Source organism: Pseudothioclava alba (assembly GCF_033100795.1).
In the GTDB taxonomy this organism is placed as follows: domain Bacteria; phylum Pseudomonadota; class Alphaproteobacteria; order Rhodobacterales; family Rhodobacteraceae; genus Pseudothioclava.
The window spans coordinates 37719-53551 of the sequence record NZ_JAWLVI010000006.1; the positions used below are offsets into that span (position 1 = coordinate 37719).

General features: G+C 65.1%; 21 protein-coding genes. 4 read left to right on the forward strand and 17 right to left on the reverse strand.

All coding sequences use genetic code 11. The features are described from left to right. Positions 1–7: 7 nt before the first annotated feature. The 11 genes from RYZ20_RS13115 to RYZ20_RS13165 form a co-directional block, all read right to left on the reverse strand. Positions 8–439 (reverse strand): arsenate reductase/protein-tyrosine-phosphatase family protein, encoded by a 432-nt coding sequence (locus RYZ20_RS13115; protein WP_173496051.1) that lies wholly within the window; start codon positions 437–439, stop codon positions 8–10. Beyond that, complete coding sequence (locus tag RYZ20_RS13120) at positions 439–1497, reverse strand: polysaccharide biosynthesis/export family protein (protein WP_275814829.1); 1059 nt, start codon at positions 1495–1497, stop codon at positions 439–441. Before RYZ20_RS13120 ends, RYZ20_RS13115 begins: the two co-directional genes overlap by 1 nt. A gap of 274 nt (positions 1498–1771) precedes the next feature. Next, on the reverse strand, positions 1772–2467 hold the full coding sequence (locus RYZ20_RS13125; protein WP_317674248.1) for a hypothetical protein: 696 nt from the start codon (positions 2465–2467) through the stop codon (positions 1772–1774). 496 nt (positions 2468–2963) lie between these two features. Next, positions 2964–3746, reverse strand: a complete 783-nt coding sequence (locus RYZ20_RS13130) for a hypothetical protein (RefSeq protein WP_173496047.1) — start codon at positions 3744–3746, stop codon at positions 2964–2966. Positions 3747–3749: 3 nt separating this feature from the next. Next, the gene (locus RYZ20_RS13135; RefSeq protein WP_173496046.1) at positions 3750–4040 is read right to left on the reverse strand and encodes a hypothetical protein; all 291 of its coding nucleotides are present in this window, start codon (positions 4038–4040) and stop codon (positions 3750–3752) included. Between the two features lie 139 nt (positions 4041–4179). Continuing rightward, on the reverse strand, positions 4180–5295 hold the full coding sequence (locus tag RYZ20_RS13140; RefSeq protein ID WP_317674252.1) for a phage tail fiber repeat family protein: 1116 nt from the start codon (positions 5293–5295) through the stop codon (positions 4180–4182). Further along, positions 5295–5522, reverse strand: a complete 228-nt coding sequence (locus RYZ20_RS13145; protein ID WP_275814814.1) for a hypothetical protein — start codon at positions 5520–5522, stop codon at positions 5295–5297. Before RYZ20_RS13145 ends, RYZ20_RS13140 begins: the two co-directional genes overlap by 1 nt. 3 nt (positions 5523–5525) lie before the next feature. Further along, entirely contained in the window at positions 5526–5882 is a 357-nt protein-coding gene (locus RYZ20_RS13150; RefSeq protein WP_317674256.1) for a hypothetical protein, read from the reverse strand. Between the two features lie 135 nt (positions 5883–6017). Further along, positions 6018–6266: a hypothetical protein gene (locus tag RYZ20_RS13155; protein ID WP_173496042.1), complete on the reverse strand. Its 249-nt coding sequence runs from the start codon at positions 6264–6266 to the stop codon at positions 6018–6020. Between the two features lie 49 nt (positions 6267–6315). After that, a complete protein-coding gene (locus RYZ20_RS13160; protein WP_173496041.1) occupies positions 6316–7248 on the reverse strand; it encodes a C40 family peptidase in 933 nt (310 codons plus the stop codon). An 83-nt stretch (positions 7249–7331) separates the two neighbouring features. Continuing rightward, the gene (locus tag RYZ20_RS13165; RefSeq protein WP_173496040.1) at positions 7332–7643 is read right to left on the reverse strand and encodes a phage holin family protein; all 312 of its coding nucleotides are present in this window, start codon (positions 7641–7643) and stop codon (positions 7332–7334) included. Between the two features lie 93 nt (positions 7644–7736). Here RYZ20_RS13165 and RYZ20_RS13170 point away from each other — a divergent pair, with 93 nt between their 5' ends. Beyond that, positions 7737–7982 (forward strand): type II toxin-antitoxin system Phd/YefM family antitoxin, encoded by a 246-nt coding sequence (locus tag RYZ20_RS13170; RefSeq protein ID WP_173496039.1) that lies wholly within the window; start codon positions 7737–7739, stop codon positions 7980–7982. Continuing rightward, complete coding sequence (locus tag RYZ20_RS13175; protein WP_275815142.1) at positions 7972–8262, forward strand: type II toxin-antitoxin system RelE family toxin; 291 nt, start codon at positions 7972–7974, stop codon at positions 8260–8262. The genes RYZ20_RS13170 and RYZ20_RS13175 overlap by 11 nt, the downstream gene beginning before the upstream one ends. Here RYZ20_RS13175 and RYZ20_RS13180 read toward each other — a convergent pair. From RYZ20_RS13180 to RYZ20_RS13190, 3 genes are read right to left on the reverse strand one after another with little or no spacing between them, the layout of a single operon-like run. Next, entirely contained in the window at positions 8259–8489 is a 231-nt protein-coding gene (locus RYZ20_RS13180) for a hypothetical protein (RefSeq protein WP_275815145.1), read from the reverse strand. The genes RYZ20_RS13175 and RYZ20_RS13180 overlap by 4 nt on opposite strands. Next, positions 8489–11083 carry a TipJ family phage tail tip protein gene (locus RYZ20_RS13185; RefSeq protein WP_317674264.1) on the reverse strand — a complete coding sequence of 865 codons (2595 nt, stop codon included), beginning with the start codon at positions 11081–11083 and terminating at the stop codon, positions 8489–8491. Before RYZ20_RS13185 ends, RYZ20_RS13180 begins: the two co-directional genes overlap by 1 nt. Before the next feature lie 3 nt (positions 11084–11086). After that, the gene (locus tag RYZ20_RS13190) at positions 11087–11536 is read right to left on the reverse strand and encodes a DUF6950 family protein (RefSeq protein ID WP_411572354.1); all 450 of its coding nucleotides are present in this window, start codon (positions 11534–11536) and stop codon (positions 11087–11089) included. A gap of 27 nt (positions 11537–11563) precedes the next feature. Between RYZ20_RS13190 and RYZ20_RS13195 the strand changes: the two genes are divergently transcribed. Then, positions 11564–11791 carry an AbrB/MazE/SpoVT family DNA-binding domain-containing protein gene (locus tag RYZ20_RS13195; protein WP_317674268.1) on the forward strand — a complete coding sequence of 76 codons (228 nt, stop codon included), beginning with the start codon at positions 11564–11566 and terminating at the stop codon, positions 11789–11791. After that, on the forward strand, positions 11781–12176 hold the full coding sequence (locus RYZ20_RS13200; protein WP_317674270.1) for a PIN domain-containing protein: 396 nt from the start codon (positions 11781–11783) through the stop codon (positions 12174–12176). The genes RYZ20_RS13195 and RYZ20_RS13200 overlap by 11 nt, the downstream gene beginning before the upstream one ends. A 13-nt stretch (positions 12177–12189) precedes the next feature. On the opposite strand, the gene RYZ20_RS13205 is transcribed toward RYZ20_RS13200, so the two are convergent. The 3 genes from RYZ20_RS13205 to RYZ20_RS13215 are packed head-to-tail and all read right to left on the reverse strand — an operon-like array spanning position 12190 to position 15799. Then, on the reverse strand, positions 12190–12750 hold the full coding sequence (locus RYZ20_RS13205) for a hypothetical protein (protein ID WP_317674272.1): 561 nt from the start codon (positions 12748–12750) through the stop codon (positions 12190–12192). Further along, positions 12747–13346, reverse strand: coding sequence for a hypothetical protein (locus RYZ20_RS13210; RefSeq protein ID WP_317674274.1), 600 nt, complete (start codon positions 13344–13346; stop codon positions 12747–12749). The genes RYZ20_RS13205 and RYZ20_RS13210 overlap by 4 nt, the downstream gene beginning before the upstream one ends. Further along, a complete protein-coding gene (locus RYZ20_RS13215; RefSeq protein WP_317674276.1) occupies positions 13343–15799 on the reverse strand; it encodes a phage tail tape measure C-terminal domain-containing protein in 2457 nt (818 codons plus the stop codon). Before RYZ20_RS13215 ends, RYZ20_RS13210 begins: the two co-directional genes overlap by 4 nt. Positions 15800–15833: the final 34 nt, after the last annotated feature.

A 15833-nucleotide genomic window follows, 5' to 3' on the forward strand; every position in this document is an offset into this window, starting at 1 on the left:
CAATACTTTAGCCGAGCCGTTTAGCCCAAGACCGAGCCGACTTATCGATCTCGGCAAATACCAATTCATGAAATTCGACGCTCTGAAGATAGGGGTCTTCGATGCCTTCATCGCGCTCCCATTTGTCGAACATCATCGTTTTGCCACTCGCGTGCGGGAAATTCTCGCGGATATATTGGCGATGTTCTGGCCCCATCACCAAAACCAGATCGTGCATCGCAAGAATTTCTGAGCTGATCTGCCGGGCCGCGTGACCCTCGACGTTGACGTTGTGCGCGCGCGCAACGGCCGCCGCGTCTTTGTCGACACCCTTGCCAACCAACGCACCGATCCCGGCAGAGTTCACGGTCAAATGCGGGCAAAGCGCAGCCAGAGCACGTTCACCCACGGGCGAGCGGCAGATGTTTCCCGTGCAAACGACCAAAACCGACTTAAACATCAGATATCGCTTGCGGTTTGATAGACACTCAAGCTCGGCAACAGGTCAGAAATCACACGGTTCCAACGCGACACCGGATCGGTGGTGACAAATACAACGTCTTGCGCCTTCATCGCGAAACGCGTGCCGATCAGATAGGCGCTCGGGTTCGAAACATCCAACTGGAACACCGTCAAACCATCACTATCACGGCGGAACACAAAGATACCGCGAGCATCGGCGTCACGTATATTCAAACCGCCCGCCTCGCTCACGATCTGGGTCAGGCTCACGTCACGCTCGGAGATATTCACCGAAGACACGGTTTTGACCTCGCCCAAGACAAAGGCCTCTTCTGGTTTGCGATCCGGAACAAATACGGTGTCGCCATCCAGAACCAACGGGTTCGACGACTCGCGGCCATATCTGACAAACGCATCGAGGTTAATCGGATAGGTCTTACCGTTACGACGCAAGATCACCCGCTCCGTATCAGCCCTCGCAGGATCAAGGCGCGCCTGCGCCACGAGGTCCAACAAACGGGTCGGATTCGTACTCAGCGGATAGCGAGCCGGGTTTTCCACGGCGCCAGAAATGACCGCGGATTGTGAGTTAAACTCGATCACGCGCACTTCGACCTGCGGGTCGGGGAAGTACTCGCTCAACCCTTTGGTCAGCGCTTCACGGATTTCCGGAACGGTTTTGCCCGAAACCTCAACGGCGCCGACATAGGGAAAGAATACCGTTCCATCTGCCTGCACAACAGTACCCGGTGCGGGCGCGCCTTCGATGTATTGCGACGGGTCGTTTAGCTCAGACACACCCCAAACGATGATCTTTAGAACGTCACCCGTGCCGACGCGATAGACCCACGACGACCGACCGGGAACAGAGGCGCTTTGCGGAACGGCGGCAGCCGTAGCTGTGAACTGAAGAACGTTTTGATCGTCAAGGAGAACAACCCGGGCGTTCGGCAAGACCTCCGCCACAGCCGTGTTCAAACCATCACCAGCTACAGGTAATTGGCTTTCACAGGCACTCAGAAATGGAAGAAGCGCCGCCCCGACAAAAATACGCATAACTGTACGCCTGTTGATCATGAAGACCTCTGTATTTTTGTATTGCGAAGCCTGAACTCCTACGAGCTACTTCTGCAACAAAAGTTCAACGCAAGCAACACCCGGTGGAATCTAATCTAGGCACCACCTTTCTCTTGAGCATACCACTCGATTTGCGAGGAAGTTTCGAATTTCCCTGCCGGTTGATGCCTGCGCGTGCTCTGAATACCTCGCGGACAGTCCCCATAACGTTCAGAGCGCACTCTCACGCAACCGATCAAACATTTCATCGCAATCACGAAGCCGGAGAGTCCCCTCCTCCATAGTCCGGCGTTGAACTGCCTTTACCGACGTCCACCCACACCCTGAACGCCCCGCTTTCATCGGTGATCCTGCGTTGGATGCCTGCCGCGGCTTCGGCCGCGTCGAGCGCATCGAGGATTTTTGCCTGCTCAGCATCGAAGGCGATGGCCTCGCCAAGGCTCTCGGTCCGATGGTTCAGCCCTGTGGTACTGTCATGCCAGACGAAGGCGTCGTAATGGGTCAGGTCATCGCGGGCAGGATCGACGACCTCCCAAGTCTCGGCGCCGGCATCGCCAAGGCGCACCCCGTTGATCACGCGGGCTGCGGCATGGTCGCGGCGAAGCTCGGCAAAGACGCGGCGGCGGTGATCCTGGGCGGCGGCGATGCTTTCGTGGAGATGTCCGTCATGGGTGCGGAACAAGGGCTCCTCGATGTGGTCGCCGAAGTACATGATTGCCTCGGGCCGCGTGCGCAGGTCATGCGCCCATTGGAGCCAGCCTGCGACCGTGTCGTGGCCGGGGCCACCGTCAGCAGCGGCAGCATGGAACTCAGGCAAGCTTTCGAGCAGCGCATAGCCCGCGAGATAGTCGTAGGTCTCAAGACCGTTGGCCGTGAACCAGGCCTCGAGGAAGGCATAGGCGCCGTCGCAGACGCCCATGTCCTTGAAGAACTGCAGGGAGGTTTTCATCCGATGGCCCCATAGACGCGGGTGGACCCACCCAGCCAGGTGACCGGATGTGCATTGGTTGCGATGGCCTTGCCCCCGGCCGCACCGGGATTACCGCCAGCTGTGAGCACGTAGCCATCATTCGTGACCATGGTGCCAGCCCCTCCGGCTGCCCCCCAGCCTCCGCCCCCGCCGGAGCGCGGGGTCATAGGCCTTGTCGTGCCATCATCCGTGTTCAAATAGCCATAAACGACAAAGGCATCGCCTTGCCCCGGCTGACCGGGTCCACCCCCAGGCGCTGCAAAGGCCGTGTCCCATGCCGAGCCGTAAGGGGGCACTGGCCGCCTGTCAGGATAGGCCGCCGACACATTGGAAGTGACCTCCTGCCTGGGCGATGTGATGATCAGCTCCCCAACACCGCTGGCTGCCCCCGGCAGAATACGGCCACCACCCTGGCCAGAGATCCCCCCAATTTGTTGCGGACCACCGCCACCACCACTGCCCATATGTCTGCCTCCTAAAGTCCACCACCGGCGATCGCGCCGGCACCACTCGCCCCACCCGCGCCGCCATGCGGCGCGATGGTTTGCCCAGCCCAGCTATTCGCATCCGTAGCGACAGCCCCGATCTGGCCAATGGCCCCGCCCGCGCCAAAGCTGCCCAGCACAGTGCCATTCGTGTCGCCATGGAGCATCGGACCGCCGCGCCCGCCGCCAGCGCCCCCACCGCCGGGGCCGTAGGCTGGCTCCTTAATGATTATGGCGACAGGCGCCCCGTTTTGAGCCCCGCCGCCCCCGCCACCGCCGCCGATATAGCCTGCGCTGTTGTCGATGCTGATCGGGCCTGTGAGCACAATCGCGGGGCCGCCGGCCGTCGGCGCGACATAAGTCGTTCGGTCGGCCTCTACATATCCACCATCTCCGCCCTTACCCATGATGAAGCCTCGATTGACGAGCGTGAGCCCTCCGGGGAAGGCCCCGCCCATGTCGAGCGCCGGGATCGAGGTGTTGTCGGACCAAATGTAGATGCCTGAGGCGACCGTCACCTCGACCTTGCTGGTCCCGTCCCAGCCAATGCCGAGGAGATAGCTGTGCAGGTTCAAATGCAGCTGATGGGCCGTGATCATATGGGTGAACTGGGCCGCCTTACCGCGCAGGCTGGCTTTGCTGATTGGGCCGGACCCGACACCCGCCAGGGCCCGCACCTCTGCCTCGCCAAGCGAGATGGTGGTGCTGGCCTCGCGGCCCAGCTCGGTGTTCACCTGGCTCAGCGACAGGGGGCCTGTGAGCGGCAATACCATGGCTCACGGGCTCCCGAAGGCCGTGACATCGCCCAGCATGGTGAGGTTGCCGGAGGCGTCGAGCGCCAGGATGTCGGTGCCGTTGTAGCGGAAGGTCAGGGTATTGCCGGCGGCATGCGCGGTGAAGGCGCCCCAACGCGCGCCGACCTCCACGATCTCCTCGCTGCCATCGGCGCGCTTGAGGAAGAGCTTGCCGTCGCGGGTGTTGACGGCGAGCTCGCCGAGATCAAGTTGAGCCGTGGTTGGCACCTTGGCGGCGACCGAGGAGCGTTTCAGGCGAATGATGCTGGCCATCTGGCCGTCTCCTTGCTGGCCTCATCTGAGGCGATTGCGGGATTGGGGGTCATGCGCAGGCGCATCGGGCGATCGAGGTGACCGATGCCGTGCCGCTTGAGCAGGGATCGACAAAACCCTGTCGGGGCGTCCCTTCAGATCAGAACGTGCCGCCGTCGAGCGCCACGCCGGTGATGCTGCCGCCGGTAATGGCGACGTTGTTGGCGTTCTGGGTCGCCATCGACCCAAGCCCGAGGTTTGTGCGTGCGCTGGCGATGTTGGTCAGGTCGGAGAGGTTCGCGGCGATCGTGAGCTTGCCCGCCAGCCCATTGGTGACGGTTGCGGCGAAGTTCGGATCATCGCCGAGGGCCGCGGCCAGCTCATTGAGTGTGTCGAGCGCGCCGGGGGCGGCGTCAACCAGCGCGGCAATCGCCGCCTGTACGAAGGCGGTGCTCGCGATCTGGGTCGTGTTCGTGCCGCTCGCAGCTGTCGGCGCGGTCGGCGTGCCGGAGAGCGTCGGTGAGGCCAGCGGCGCTTTCGCATCCAGCGCGCTTTGCAGCCCAGTCACCTGCGAGATCGCATGGCTATGCGTGGCGGGCGTGAAGCTCGAGGGTTTGCCCGCAATCCCGGTCCAGGGCACGCTGTCGGCTGCTTCGGCGGCGTCCACCTTGCCGTCGTTGTCACTGTCATAGGTGGATTTTGCCATGTCGCCCGCGCCGAGCCCGGCAAGGGCGCTCTGCACGAAGGCGGTCGTGGCCAGCTGGGTCGTGTTCGTCCCCCCTGCCGCCGTGGGCGCCGTCGGTGTCCCTGTGAAGCCAGGCGAGGCCAGCGGCGCCTTGGCGTTCAGCGCGCTCTGCAGACCCGTCACATCGGCGATGGCATGGCTATGCGATGTCGATGCCTTGCCATAGAGCGCGCCTTGCAGCCCGCTCACCTCCGAGATCGCATGTGTGTGGCTGGTGGCCGCCTTGCCCGCGAGCCCCGCATCGAGCTGCGATTTGCGCACAAGATCGGTGCTGGCGCTCGCGTCCTGCGCAGACTTCGGGACAATCGAGAAGGTCTTCACCCCGGCAATGGTCTGGGGGCTGGTCAGATCGGCGAAGGCCCCGCGGCCCGCCAGGGGCACGATGGCCGTGGCCGCGCCCGCGCCATCATCGCCCTTGCCGATATAGAGCGTGTCATCGACCTCGTTATGGGCGAGCTCGCCCGATTTGAGCGCAGCAGGCGCCCCAGGATTGCCGGCAAGGCGGCGCTTGAGCTGGATCGTGTTGGCCATCAGAAGAAGCCTCCATTAATGGGGGTGTCGGTGGGAAGAACGGTGACGCCGGGCTCGCCCTGATCACCCTTGTCACCGGGCGGGCCTTCAGGTCCCGGTGGCCCTGGCGTGCCGAGCAGCCGGATGCGCAGCGGTGCTGCGGCAATGCGGAGCGCGACGGGGGCTTCCTGCGTCACCGCAATGCGGATCGGACCCGTGAGGGAGCGCAACGCGCGCGCTGTCGGCATGGCTCAGGTCTCGCCCGTCTCGGGAGGCCGTGTCACCGTCAGGGCCACGGGGATCTCGAGGAGGAGGCCCAGATGCCGGTCTGGATCGAGATCGGTCCGCACAAGATCGAGCACGACGCTGCCGACGCTCAGCTCGGCCGTCACCGTGGGGTCCAGCACGATCTCGAGCCTGCGTGCAGTGAGGCGCAAGATGCCGCCATTCGCGGTGGACAGGGTGGCGAGGACGAGGCTGTCCTCGACCCTGCGCCGCACTTGCCCGGTGAAGGTGGCAGCCTCCGGAAAGAGATCCGCCTCCGCCTCGAGCTGCAGACGGTACGCGTAGCCGATCAGGATGACCGGGCCTTCCTGGACATGGGTCATGGCCGCCACCCGCACAACCGCTCCCCGATCTCGTTATGGGCCACGATCTGCGCGCGGGTGTCTTCGGTCAGGACATCCCTGCGCGATGGGCGGATCGGCTCGGCCCAATCGCAATCATCGCGCAAGCCCCATGGATCAATCCCGCATCCAGCGGTCAGCGCGACGGTCAAGATCAGCGCGGTCAGTGGTCTGAACGTCATGGCGGATGTCCTTCGAAGTTTGCAGCGCCCGGATACGGGCCTCGGCCCGCCGAATCGCGAGCGTGGCCTCGGCCTCAAGGCGCCCGCGGCGGATCAGGACCCAGACTGCGATGGTGATGGCACAGGCCAGCGCGCCCCAAAGAGCGAGGCGGCGACCGAGGCCGGCGAAGAGGGTGGTGATCATTCCGGGCTCCCTCCGGCAAGGCGCAGGCAGCGCGTGTCGAGACGCCACATCACGGGGTTTTCCCGCTGCGGTGGTCCTCGATCCGGGCCGCCCGTGCCTTCACGGCGTAGACGATCACACCGAGGAACACGGCCGCCGCCAACCACGGCAAGACGACGGCGAGGGCCTCCTCGAGGCCGACCAGACCTGCAAAGCGCTCGGCCAGATCCCGCGCCCCCTCGGCTTCGGTGATGGCAGGGGCGATCTGCGAGACCACACTGCCCGCGGCACCGATCGCGCCCAGCCCGATCTGGGCATTGGCGGCGGTCACGATCCGGCTTTCGGCCGGGACGCCTGCAGCCCGCTCCGGCGCCACCGCCCGCGGGGCCGCCCGCTCCAGCGCATCGCTCAGCGCCACATCGATGATCGGGACACGCGCGAGATCGGTGTCATCGCGGAATGCGAGGATGGCCGCCCGCGTGCGTGGCCCGATCACCCCGTCGATATTGCCAACCTCGTGATAGCCAAGCGCCTTCAGGCGCGTCTGGACCTCACGCACGCTCAAGGTTGCCGACGCCGCGACATGCCCCGCCCGCCGCACACCGAGGAGCTTCGAGACGGGATAGCGTTTGATGTTCACCGCATCAGACTGGTTGCCGCCCAAGCCCCAGACCCAAGCCCCCTCAATCCGCTCGATGAAGAACACATGCCCTTGCCAGCTCGAAGCCCCCCGCGGGATCACCGCGATATCGCCCGGCTGAGCTTCGGCGATCTCCACCGGCACACCCCAGTCGAGATAGGACCGCGCGGTGAGCTTGCGCGTCGAGCGAATGCCGGCCTTCTCCAGGCAATGCCCCACAAAAGCCGCACACCAGGCCACAGAGTCATGCTCCACCCAGTCATGGCCGACCGAGCCATACATCTCCATGATGACCGGGTTGTTCGCGGGTCCCGTGCCCTCGGTCGTGCCGATATAGCCGCGGGCAATCTCAAAAGGGGTCATGATGCTCTCTCCTGCAAAAGCAAAACGCCGCCCAGAGGACGGCATCGGTTTGGTGTGATGATGGTTCTGCTTGGGTCAGCCGCTTATTTCTTGCGGCAAAGCCAGGCCGTCAGCAGAGCTTCCGCGCCCCGCGGGCCCAGATAGGCCAGCATCGCCACAAGCCCCGTGCTTACCGGCTGGCCAAGCTCCAAATACCGCGCAATCCCCTCGCCAATAATCGCCATGCCAATGGCAACCGGGATCTCCCACAAGAGCTCCTTGCCAAAAAAGCGGCGCTTGCCGAGCTTCACTTCACCTGAGTGATACATCAGCCGTCCCGTGAAGGCGCCGATCAGGGTCGTCACCGCCCCGCCAAACAAGCTGTTCAAGGTTTCTAAAAAGCCCGGCTCGGTCATGGGCGCCTCCCTCGGAGTTATGGGCAAGCGAACTTGCGCATTTACAACTTTGGCCTATATTAAGACCTGTATTTCGACCTAATTGGAGGACCCATGCAGCGCATTGAAGCCAACGTCGCCGTCAGCGTCTCGGACCTCAAAAAGAACCCGTCCCAGGTGATGGCGCAGGCGGCCGGCGAGTCCGTTGCAGTGCTCAACCACAACCGCGTCATGGCCTATATGGTGCCTGCCGCGCGCTACGAGGCGATGATGGAGCATCTCGATGATCTGGACCTGGCCGAGCTCATCCGCCGACGTGCTGAGGAAGAACCGGTCCGGGTCAGCCTGGATGAGCTATGAGCTCAAATTCCTGCCCTCTGCCTTGAAGGAATGGCACAAGCTCGGTGCCACCTTGAAAGGGCAGTTCAAGAAGAAGCTTCGCGAGCGGCTCGTCCATCCCCATATACCCTCCGATGCCCTGCACGGCATGCCAGATCACTACAAGATCAAACTGCGCAGTGCCGGCTATCGGCTCGTCTACCGCGTGGAAGACAGCACGATCACGGTGACGGTCGTGGCCGTCGGAAAGCGTGAGCGCGGCGACGTCTACAAGAGCGCCAAGACGCGGTCCCCATCCTAATATTCCCCGCCATCGAGCAGCGCGTCGAAGCGGCTGTCGGAGAGATCCCGGATGCGCAGCGTGGGTGGCGTGGTGCTGGTGTCGAGCCAGAGCATGCCCGGCATCGTCGCCGGGGGCTCGGCGCCGCCGATGCTGGTCGAGGCCAGGGCCGCAAAAACCTGGTTGATCTGCGCGCGCACCGCCGCGCCATTGTCGTTCAGGATCACAAAGCCGGGCGCCTGCGCCATCACACCACCTCTTCTGCCACGAGCCGCAATTCGGAGACGATCGGTGTGAAGGCCGGATCCTGCGTCCTTAGCCAGGCCCGGACCTCGACCGCACGCGCCTCGATCTCGCTGTTGTCAATCCGCCCCCAGGGCCCCCAGGCCGAGGTCGCCGCGAGCGGGTCATCGTCTGTCTCGCGGACCTCGAGCACCACATCGATATTGGCCCCCTCCGAGCCGTCGAAATCGGCCCAGGCATCGATCGGCGTCATCCGGTCGTCGATGTAATCCGACAGCGCTGCCGCGCCCACCAGAATGTCCGAGCGCAGCCGCACGCGTCTCAGCGCCCCGAAGTCGAGCCGATCCGGGAAGGCGTAAAGCCCCTCATGCGACAGCACCTGCGGCCGGCCGCGCGCATCCAGCGCGCTTGCAAGCTTGAGCGTGCCTCCGCTCGCCACGAGATGCGTTTTTTCGCCGGCGAAGGCCGGCTCGGCTGCAAGCGTGTTCAGCTGCGCAAAGCTCAGGATCTGCACGCCCTTGGTCGTGACCGTGCTTACCGGGCCAATCCGCCCCTCGCTATCCTCGGCCCGGAGCAAGTAGGTTCCGGGCTTGAGCGGCACGACCGCGATCGCCTCGCCCCCCGAGACCCGGTCCATGAGCGTGGAATTGGCCCAGCTCGCCGCCGCTTCCTTGCTGTGGCGGATCACGATATTGCCGCCGACGCGCACATCCACATCACGCGCACGCTGCCATTTCAAGATGGCAAGCCCGCCCGCGGATTGGATCGTCAGCCCCGCGAGCGCCGCAGGCGGCGCCGTCAGCCCCACCACCTCGCGCGCGCCCTCCCGCCAGGCGGAAGAGACCCCGAGAACCGAGATGGCCTTCACCCGGAACGCCCATTGCCCGGGGCGGATGTCGCGCAGTTCCAGCACCGTCCCCGAAGTCCGGCCCCGGTCCATCCAGTCCTCGGCGTCACGCCGTGTCTCCACCTGATAAGTATCGACAAAGCCCGAAGGGGCCGCTTCCCAGCCAATGCGCAACAGCACCTTCACCGCTGAGCCGTCCCGCGTGACGTAAAGCTCCTCCTCCCCTTGTGGCGCGCCCGGAGGCGCAATGTCAAAGGCCGAGGGGAGCGTGGTGCGCGGGGCGGCTGCGTAGATACGCTCCTCGGAAGCATCCCAAGCATAGATCAGCGGCGAGGTCTCGCGCAGCAGGATCTCGGGGGCCAGCCGCGGGCCCGACCCGAGCTGGCTCAGGTCCAGTCGCATCGCCTCGACCTCGAAGGGCTTGCCCTCGGGCAGGTCCGCGCCGCCAAAGCCCCAGCGGTCATAACGCAGCCGTGTCGTCTCGCCAGCAGCCACCCGCCAGGCCTTCAACTTGCCCGAGAGCTTCACCTGCATCTGCCGCCGGGCCCGCTCGAGCTCGATCTTCGCAAGCCGCTGTGCCATGGGGGCCGAGATCGTGAAGGGCAGCGAGATATCCCGCCAGACCCGCTCGCCGCCGTCCTCGGCCAGATACACGTCGCTGGCATAGGCCGGGAAGTCGTCCGGCTGCCAGTTGTTCTGCGGGCTCACGAACTGGCCGCGCACCGCGTTGAAGTTGGACGCCCGGCTCTGCCGCGTGGTGAGCGTCAGGCCGCCTTCGCGCAGATCATCTTCCGTGAGCGTGCTCATCGGCACCCGGTAGGCGCCCGCCCGCATCCGCCATTGCCCCGCCTGCCAGATGCAGCGTCCGGCCATCGCCGTCAGCATGGCCTCGATAATGGTCTTGGGGGTTTCCGAGAGCGAGACCACCCCATTACAGCTGTAGCGCGGCTCCGAGCCACCCCCGGCCAAGGCGACCGGCTCATCGCAGATATTCGCAGCCTCGATCAGGCTGTCGGTCTCGATCCCGTCACCCGCTCCGATGGCGGCCCCGATCCCATAGGCGGGCTCGGCCATGTAATCGGCGACGCAGAGCGCCGCATTCTCGCTGTAGCCGCGCATGTCCGTGCGGGGATCGAGGATGTCGTCCTTGCCCTCCATGTCCACGGTGATGTTCGGAATACCGCCCGGGAAGGCATCCGCATCATAGGTCAGCCGCAGATGGATCGCCGCACAGCCTGCAAGCCGATGGGCAGCGCTCCAATGCTCCGGAGCCGCCTCGATCAGACCCGCGAAGGCCGTCTGGTCGTCCCGGCCGAGGCGCTTCTCGACGGTGACCTTGCCCGCCCAACGGCCCTGGGCCGCTCCTGAGGCATCTATGGCCATCTCCCCCTCGAAGTAGATCGCGCCGATGGATTTGACGCGGTGGGCGGCGAGCACCACAACAAGGTGCAGATCTTTGTCCTTCGCCCCTGTGGAATGCAGGAAGACGATCACGCCGCCCTTGCGCACCCGCCCATAAACCATCTCGCGGGGCATCACGGGCTCGCGTACGGTCACCGTGCGCGCCTTCATCTCCATTTGCCCCAGGCTCGGCGTCGGCATCAGCGCCTGGGCCGCCGCCGAGAGCAGCATCGAGGCCCCGAAGCTCGCGGCAAAACCCACGAGCCCCGTCGCCGCGAACGCTGCAGCCACACCGCCCGCAGCTATGGCGGCACCCCCGAGGGCCACGGCACCGAGCACAACTGGCGGCATGGGTCACGTTCTCCAGGCAAGACGACAAGACGAGAGCGGCAGGCTCACCAACCCCTCGGGCGCCACGAACACCGCGCGCGCGCCCGTCACGACGCCGAAGGCCTCCGGCGCGCCGCCCAGAACCAGATCGCCCCGCTGGGCAAGCCGGGGATCGGCGAGCGGGTCGCCAAGCAACGCCCGGCCGCCCTCTTCCAGCGTCCGCCAGCCCAGCCGACGCAGCACCCGCTGGCAGCCGCCGGGCGTCCGGTACCGCCCCCGCCAGAGCGCGGCGTGGTCCGCGCCGCCCGTCAGGTCACGCCGCAGATCAAAGGCCCAGGTCGCGCAGTCATGCCGCCCCCAGGCGAAGGGGCGTGCTTCGGCCTGAGTGAGAGCGGCGGCGAGCACCTGTTCCCAATGGGACAGACGGCAAGTGGCGGACTTGCGGTCTTGCCTATCTGGATATACATTGTCTATATGTCTATACATCGGGAGGTGTCCCTCATGCATGTCGCAAAATGGGGTAATTCACTTGCGGTCCGACTGCCTGCAGATCTCGTGCGCAAGCTCGGCCTTAAGGCCGGCGATGAGATCAATATTCGGGCAGATGACGCCGGCCTTCAGATCCTGCGCAAACCCCGCCCCGAAGAGGTGCTCGAGGCGTTGCAAAAGTTCCGTGGCAAACTGAACGCCGAGGATCGACTGAGCCGCGACGAAGCGCATGCGCGCTGACTTCTTCGACACCAATGTCATCCTCTACCTGCTTGATGACGGGCCAAAATCTGATGTCGCAGCGCGCCTGCTCCACACCGGCGGCGTCATCAGCGTGCAGGTCCTCAACGAGACCCTGGTCAATTGTCTGCGTAAAGCCCACATGAGCTGGTCCGAGGCCGGAGAATTCCTCGACGGAGTTCGACAGCTTTGCCTCATCGCTCCGCTCGATGCCGGGACGCATGACATCGGACGTGCCATTGGCGCCCGCTACCTCTTGTCCGTTTATGATGCCATGATCATCGCCGCAGCCTTGCAGGCCGGCTGCGAGACACTCTATTCCGAAGACATGCAGCATGGCCTCAAGATCGAAGGCCAGCTGCGGATCGTGAACCCTTTTCGGTGACAGAAGCATCGCATCACCCGCGCCCCCAAGTGATCTCTTGATCCTGAATGGCCGTCACATGCTCAAACCCACGATCTCCTGGATGCAGGACCTGTTGGCTTTCATGGGTATAACGCCAGCTGCGCGCCACCCCGAGATCGATCAGCCGGTTCTCATAGCTGATCGTGATCCGGCAGCTCTGCCCATCCTCCGCAATCTCGGGCACGTCGAGACGCCCGCTGAAGGCCTGCACAGGATCGGCGATGATCTGGCGGTCCTCCGTCAGAAGCGCGAGCCAGATCCGCCCGGGGCTTCCCTGGCGCGCCTCATTGATCGCGAGGCTCACCAGATCGAGCGGCACGCCCGAGAGCGAGACCGTGGTCCCGGCCGCCACCACATCCGAGGTCTCCTCCAACGTCCCGAGCCCCAGCAACACGCCGACCCCGGTCCAGTTCTTGCCATCCCAATCAATGGCCGTTGGGCCGGTCCAGATCCGCACCATGCCCGATGGGAATTCCCCCTCGAAGAAGATCGCGGGCCTGAGCTCGCCCGTGCCAAGGGCTGCCGCGAGCTCCGTCGTGATGTCCCGGGTCATAGAGCCTCGCGTGCAGAGAGCGTAAAGCGGTGACGCGCCACCCGCTCGATGCGGGTCGGCACCGGTGCCGTTGGGCGCAACAGCACCTGCGGGCGGTTGAGTTCGAGCGCCGTGCCGGCAGGCAGCGCCTGGCGCAGCGCCGGAAAGAGCGTGACCAGTGCGATGCCACTCATGTTCGCCGTCGCGTCGAAGGCCACCTGGTGCAGCCGCGTCTGCCGCCCGGTTCCGATCGACAGGAAATCCCCGGAGGCGAGCGCGGGCAGGCCTGGCAACCAGCCCGTGGTCTGCAGCACGTTGCCCCCTGAGACCGGCATGTCGAGCGTGATGGTCTGGTTGCGGGATTTCGCCTCGATCGAGGGATCGGCGAAGAGCAAAAGGCCGCGCCCCGAGCCGAGCGCGGTCAGCGCCGCGGAGACCGAGCGAGCAAGCGGGCCGGATTGGGCTGCGAACTCGATGTCATATTCCCACCATTCGCCGCCCCAGTCCTGCACCTCCGTGGTGCCGGTGAAGGGCGACTGCGTCTGGCTCGTCGCACTCACCAGCCGGCGTTCCAGCCCCGCGACCCAGGTGCGCGGCAATTCCACAATGATGCTCATGCCAGACGCCCCCGCCGCATGGCCGTGCCGACCGCGGCCACGGCCATCCGCTCCAGTTCGGGCTGGGCATTGCGCAAGACGGTTGCCAGTTGCTCAGCCACGCCCATCTGCGCGCCCCGCGCATCGACAGTGAGATGGACCGCGACCGGTGGCAGGCGTCCACCGCCGCGCGCGACCTCCGCGCGCGACAGGACCCGCTCGCCCCGCTGCAGGATCGTGGGCACCTCGTCAGGACGAAGGCCTGCCCAGCCACCGCCATGCATGCGTGGCGCACCGACAAAAACCGCTGCGGGTACAGACCGCGTATGGCCGGAGATCCCAACCATGCCGCCGGCATGCGAAACGGCCGCCGCGACCGTACCGCCACCAAAAACACCCGCCAGCGCATTGGCGATGGGCCCCAGCACTGCGCGCTTGAAGGACAGAACTGCAAGGTCCGCCAAGATCGAGCGCACGAGGCCCTTGAAGTCGAACTTGCCGGTTTCAACAAAGCTCCGGAACGCGCTTTCCGCGCCACTGAACGCGCTGGACAAGGTTTCGCCGAGGCCCTTGCCCCAGTTCAGGGCGTCGGTGGCATAAGACTTCAGGGCGTCTGACACGGCACGCCAGCCGGTCACGATCTTCTCAGCCGCGCCACCACCAGACCCGCTGCCGCCCACAGCATCTCCGGCCCGCTCCATGGCCTCCGTCAGCCGATCGGCCGAGGTCGTGGCCTCGTCGAGGGCCGCCGCGCCGTCTTCGCCGGTGCCTGCCACGGCATCGCGCAGCGCGCCCCAGGAGGTGAGCGGGGCGGTTGCGCCATTGGCGAGATCGGTCGCCGCCTGGCGGTAGGTGTTGGCTGTTGCCAGCGCCTCGGCAGCGATCGCATCGAGGCCGAGGTCGGGCGAGGTGAGAGGGTTGTCCTCGAAGGCCCGCCGGAACGCATCCGCTGCAGCCGTTCCGGCCTCCGCCGAGGCCCCGGCGAACGGGTTCGGGATATCGCCGAGGCTGAGTTCACCGATCTCGCCAAAACTGGTCTCGATGCCGACAGCCGCCAGCGCATCGCGAATGTTTCCTGTGAAGGCGTCGATCCGGGCGATTGCGCCGTTCAGCATGGCTTCGATCCCGTCAAGCATGCGGTTTGCAGCCGAGAAGACCAGATCTCCGATCACATCCGGCAAGCGCGACCAGATCTCGCGCACAGCGAGAAGCGCGCCCTCGAAGGTGTTGGCAGTGGTGTTGCCAAAAGCCACGACACTCTCGATGGCCCCGGCTATCCCGAAAGCGGCATCGGCCTTAAGATCGTAGAACATTGCGGTGGCTGCAGCCCCCGCGGCCGAAGCGCCCATCTTGATCCGGTCCCAGACCTCGACTGCGACATCCTTCAACAGACCCATGGCCTCGCCGATGCCGCCCGCGCCAGACGCCAGACGCGTGAACCAGTAGACCAGTTCGCCCGCGCCGACGATCAGAGCGCCAATGCCGGTGCGGATGAGGGCACCTTTCAGCACAACGAGCGTGGTGGCCAAACCTCGGACAGAGAGTGCCACGGCCGCCATAGTGGCCACCCAGCGTCCGGCGAGGAAGGTGGCGAAGGTCCCGGCATAGACAGCAAGCCGATCAAGGTTGGCGAGCACCGCATCAAAGGCTTGGGCAATCGGGCTGGTGCTGGACGCAAGGGCGACAAACGCATTGGCCGCAGCCTCCAGCGTGGGCGCCAGCGCGACAGCGATCCGATTGCGCACGCCGGTGAAGACCTGCCCAATGCTGACCAGCGCGAGTTCCGAGCGGCGCATGGCGGCGATGGCATCTGCATCGAGCACCGCCCCAAGGGCCTGCGCCTGTGCGCCAAGCCGGGTCATCTCTGCGCCGCCGTTTTGCAGGATTGGGATTAGCCGCGTGGCATCGGACGCCATGGCCTCGAGATAGAAGGTCATCTCCTGCTGACTGACGCCCGCGCGCTCGAGGCTCGAGACATAGAGTTGCAGCGCCTCCGGCCCCGAAAGCCGCGCAAACTGATCGGCCGTCACGCCCACGCGCGGCGCGATGTGTTCAAAAAAATCCGCCATCGGACCGCCGCCCGTCTGCAGGAAATCCCCCGCCCGGTCGTTCACGTCCTTCAGGATATCGGCGAGTTTTTCCTGCTCGATGCCGACTGTGGCCGAAGCGGCCGACCAGCGCTGGAACAGCTCTGGATTGGCATTGGCGACCTGGGAGAGCTGGTTGATTTCGTTGGCGGCAGAAACCGTCGAGCGGGTCATCGAGACGACGGCAGCAGCAAGGGCCGTGGCAGCAGCCGTCGCCGCGATCCGGGCCCGGCGTGCGAAGGCGGCCATGCGCGCGTTGGCCTGGTCCAGTTCACGGCTAAGTCGACCAAACCCACGCGAACCAGCCTCGCCGACGCCCTCGAGTTCGGCACGCACCTGGCGCCCGCCCGTCGCGGAGAGGCGGACGGAGACTTGTTTCGTAGCCATAAGGGGTCCTTGCAAAATGTATCAACTCATGATA

Excerpts from the sequence above, each read along its gene's own strand:
- RYZ20_RS13115 (WP_173496051.1), bottom strand. The coding sequence starts at position 439 with ATGTTTAAGTCGGTTTTGGTCGTTTGCACGGGAAACATCTGCCGCTCG.
- RYZ20_RS13125 (WP_317674248.1), bottom strand. The coding sequence starts at position 2,467 with ATGAAAACCTCCCTGCAGTTCTTCAAGGACATGGGCGTCTGCGACGGC.
- RYZ20_RS13160 (WP_173496041.1), bottom strand. The coding sequence starts at position 7,248 with ATGACCCCTTTTGAGATTGCCCGCGGCTATATCGGCACGACCGAGGGC.
- RYZ20_RS13215 (WP_317674276.1), bottom strand. The coding sequence starts at position 15,799 with ATGGCTACGAAACAAGTCTCCGTCCGCCTCTCCGCGACGGGCGGGCGC.
- RYZ20_RS13150 (WP_317674256.1), bottom strand. The coding sequence starts at position 5,882 with ATGACCCATGTCCAGGAAGGCCCGGTCATCCTGATCGGCTACGCGTAC.
- RYZ20_RS13145 (WP_275814814.1), bottom strand. The coding sequence starts at position 5,522 with ATGCCGACAGCGCGCGCGTTGCGCTCCCTCACGGGTCCGATCCGCATT.
- RYZ20_RS13195 (WP_317674268.1), top strand. The coding sequence starts at position 11,564 with ATGCATGTCGCAAAATGGGGTAATTCACTTGCGGTCCGACTGCCTGCA.
- RYZ20_RS13180 (WP_275815145.1), bottom strand. The coding sequence starts at position 8,489 with ATGGCGCAGGCGCCCGGCTTTGTGATCCTGAACGACAATGGCGCGGCG.
- RYZ20_RS13155 (WP_173496042.1), bottom strand. The coding sequence starts at position 6,266 with ATGATCACCACCCTCTTCGCCGGCCTCGGTCGCCGCCTCGCTCTTTGG.
- RYZ20_RS13210 (WP_317674274.1), bottom strand. The coding sequence starts at position 13,346 with ATGAGCATCATTGTGGAATTGCCGCGCACCTGGGTCGCGGGGCTGGAA.
- RYZ20_RS13200 (WP_317674270.1), top strand. The coding sequence starts at position 11,781 with ATGCGCGCTGACTTCTTCGACACCAATGTCATCCTCTACCTGCTTGAT.
- RYZ20_RS13135 (WP_173496046.1), bottom strand. The coding sequence starts at position 4,040 with ATGGCCAGCATCATTCGCCTGAAACGCTCCTCGGTCGCCGCCAAGGTG.
- RYZ20_RS13140 (WP_317674252.1), bottom strand. The coding sequence starts at position 5,295 with ATGGCCAACACGATCCAGCTCAAGCGCCGCCTTGCCGGCAATCCTGGG.
- RYZ20_RS13170 (WP_173496039.1), top strand. The coding sequence starts at position 7,737 with ATGCAGCGCATTGAAGCCAACGTCGCCGTCAGCGTCTCGGACCTCAAA.
- RYZ20_RS13165 (WP_173496040.1), bottom strand. The coding sequence starts at position 7,643 with ATGACCGAGCCGGGCTTTTTAGAAACCTTGAACAGCTTGTTTGGCGGG.
- RYZ20_RS13130 (WP_173496047.1), bottom strand. The coding sequence starts at position 3,746 with ATGGTATTGCCGCTCACAGGCCCCCTGTCGCTGAGCCAGGTGAACACC.
- RYZ20_RS13185 (WP_317674264.1), bottom strand. The coding sequence starts at position 11,083 with ATGCCGCCAGTTGTGCTCGGTGCCGTGGCCCTCGGGGGTGCCGCCATA.
- RYZ20_RS13175 (WP_275815142.1), top strand. The coding sequence starts at position 7,972 with ATGAGCTATGAGCTCAAATTCCTGCCCTCTGCCTTGAAGGAATGGCAC.
- RYZ20_RS13120 (WP_275814829.1), bottom strand. The coding sequence starts at position 1,497 with ATGCGTATTTTTGTCGGGGCGGCGCTTCTTCCATTTCTGAGTGCCTGT.
- RYZ20_RS13205 (WP_317674272.1), bottom strand. The coding sequence starts at position 12,750 with ATGACCCGGGACATCACGACGGAGCTCGCGGCAGCCCTTGGCACGGGC.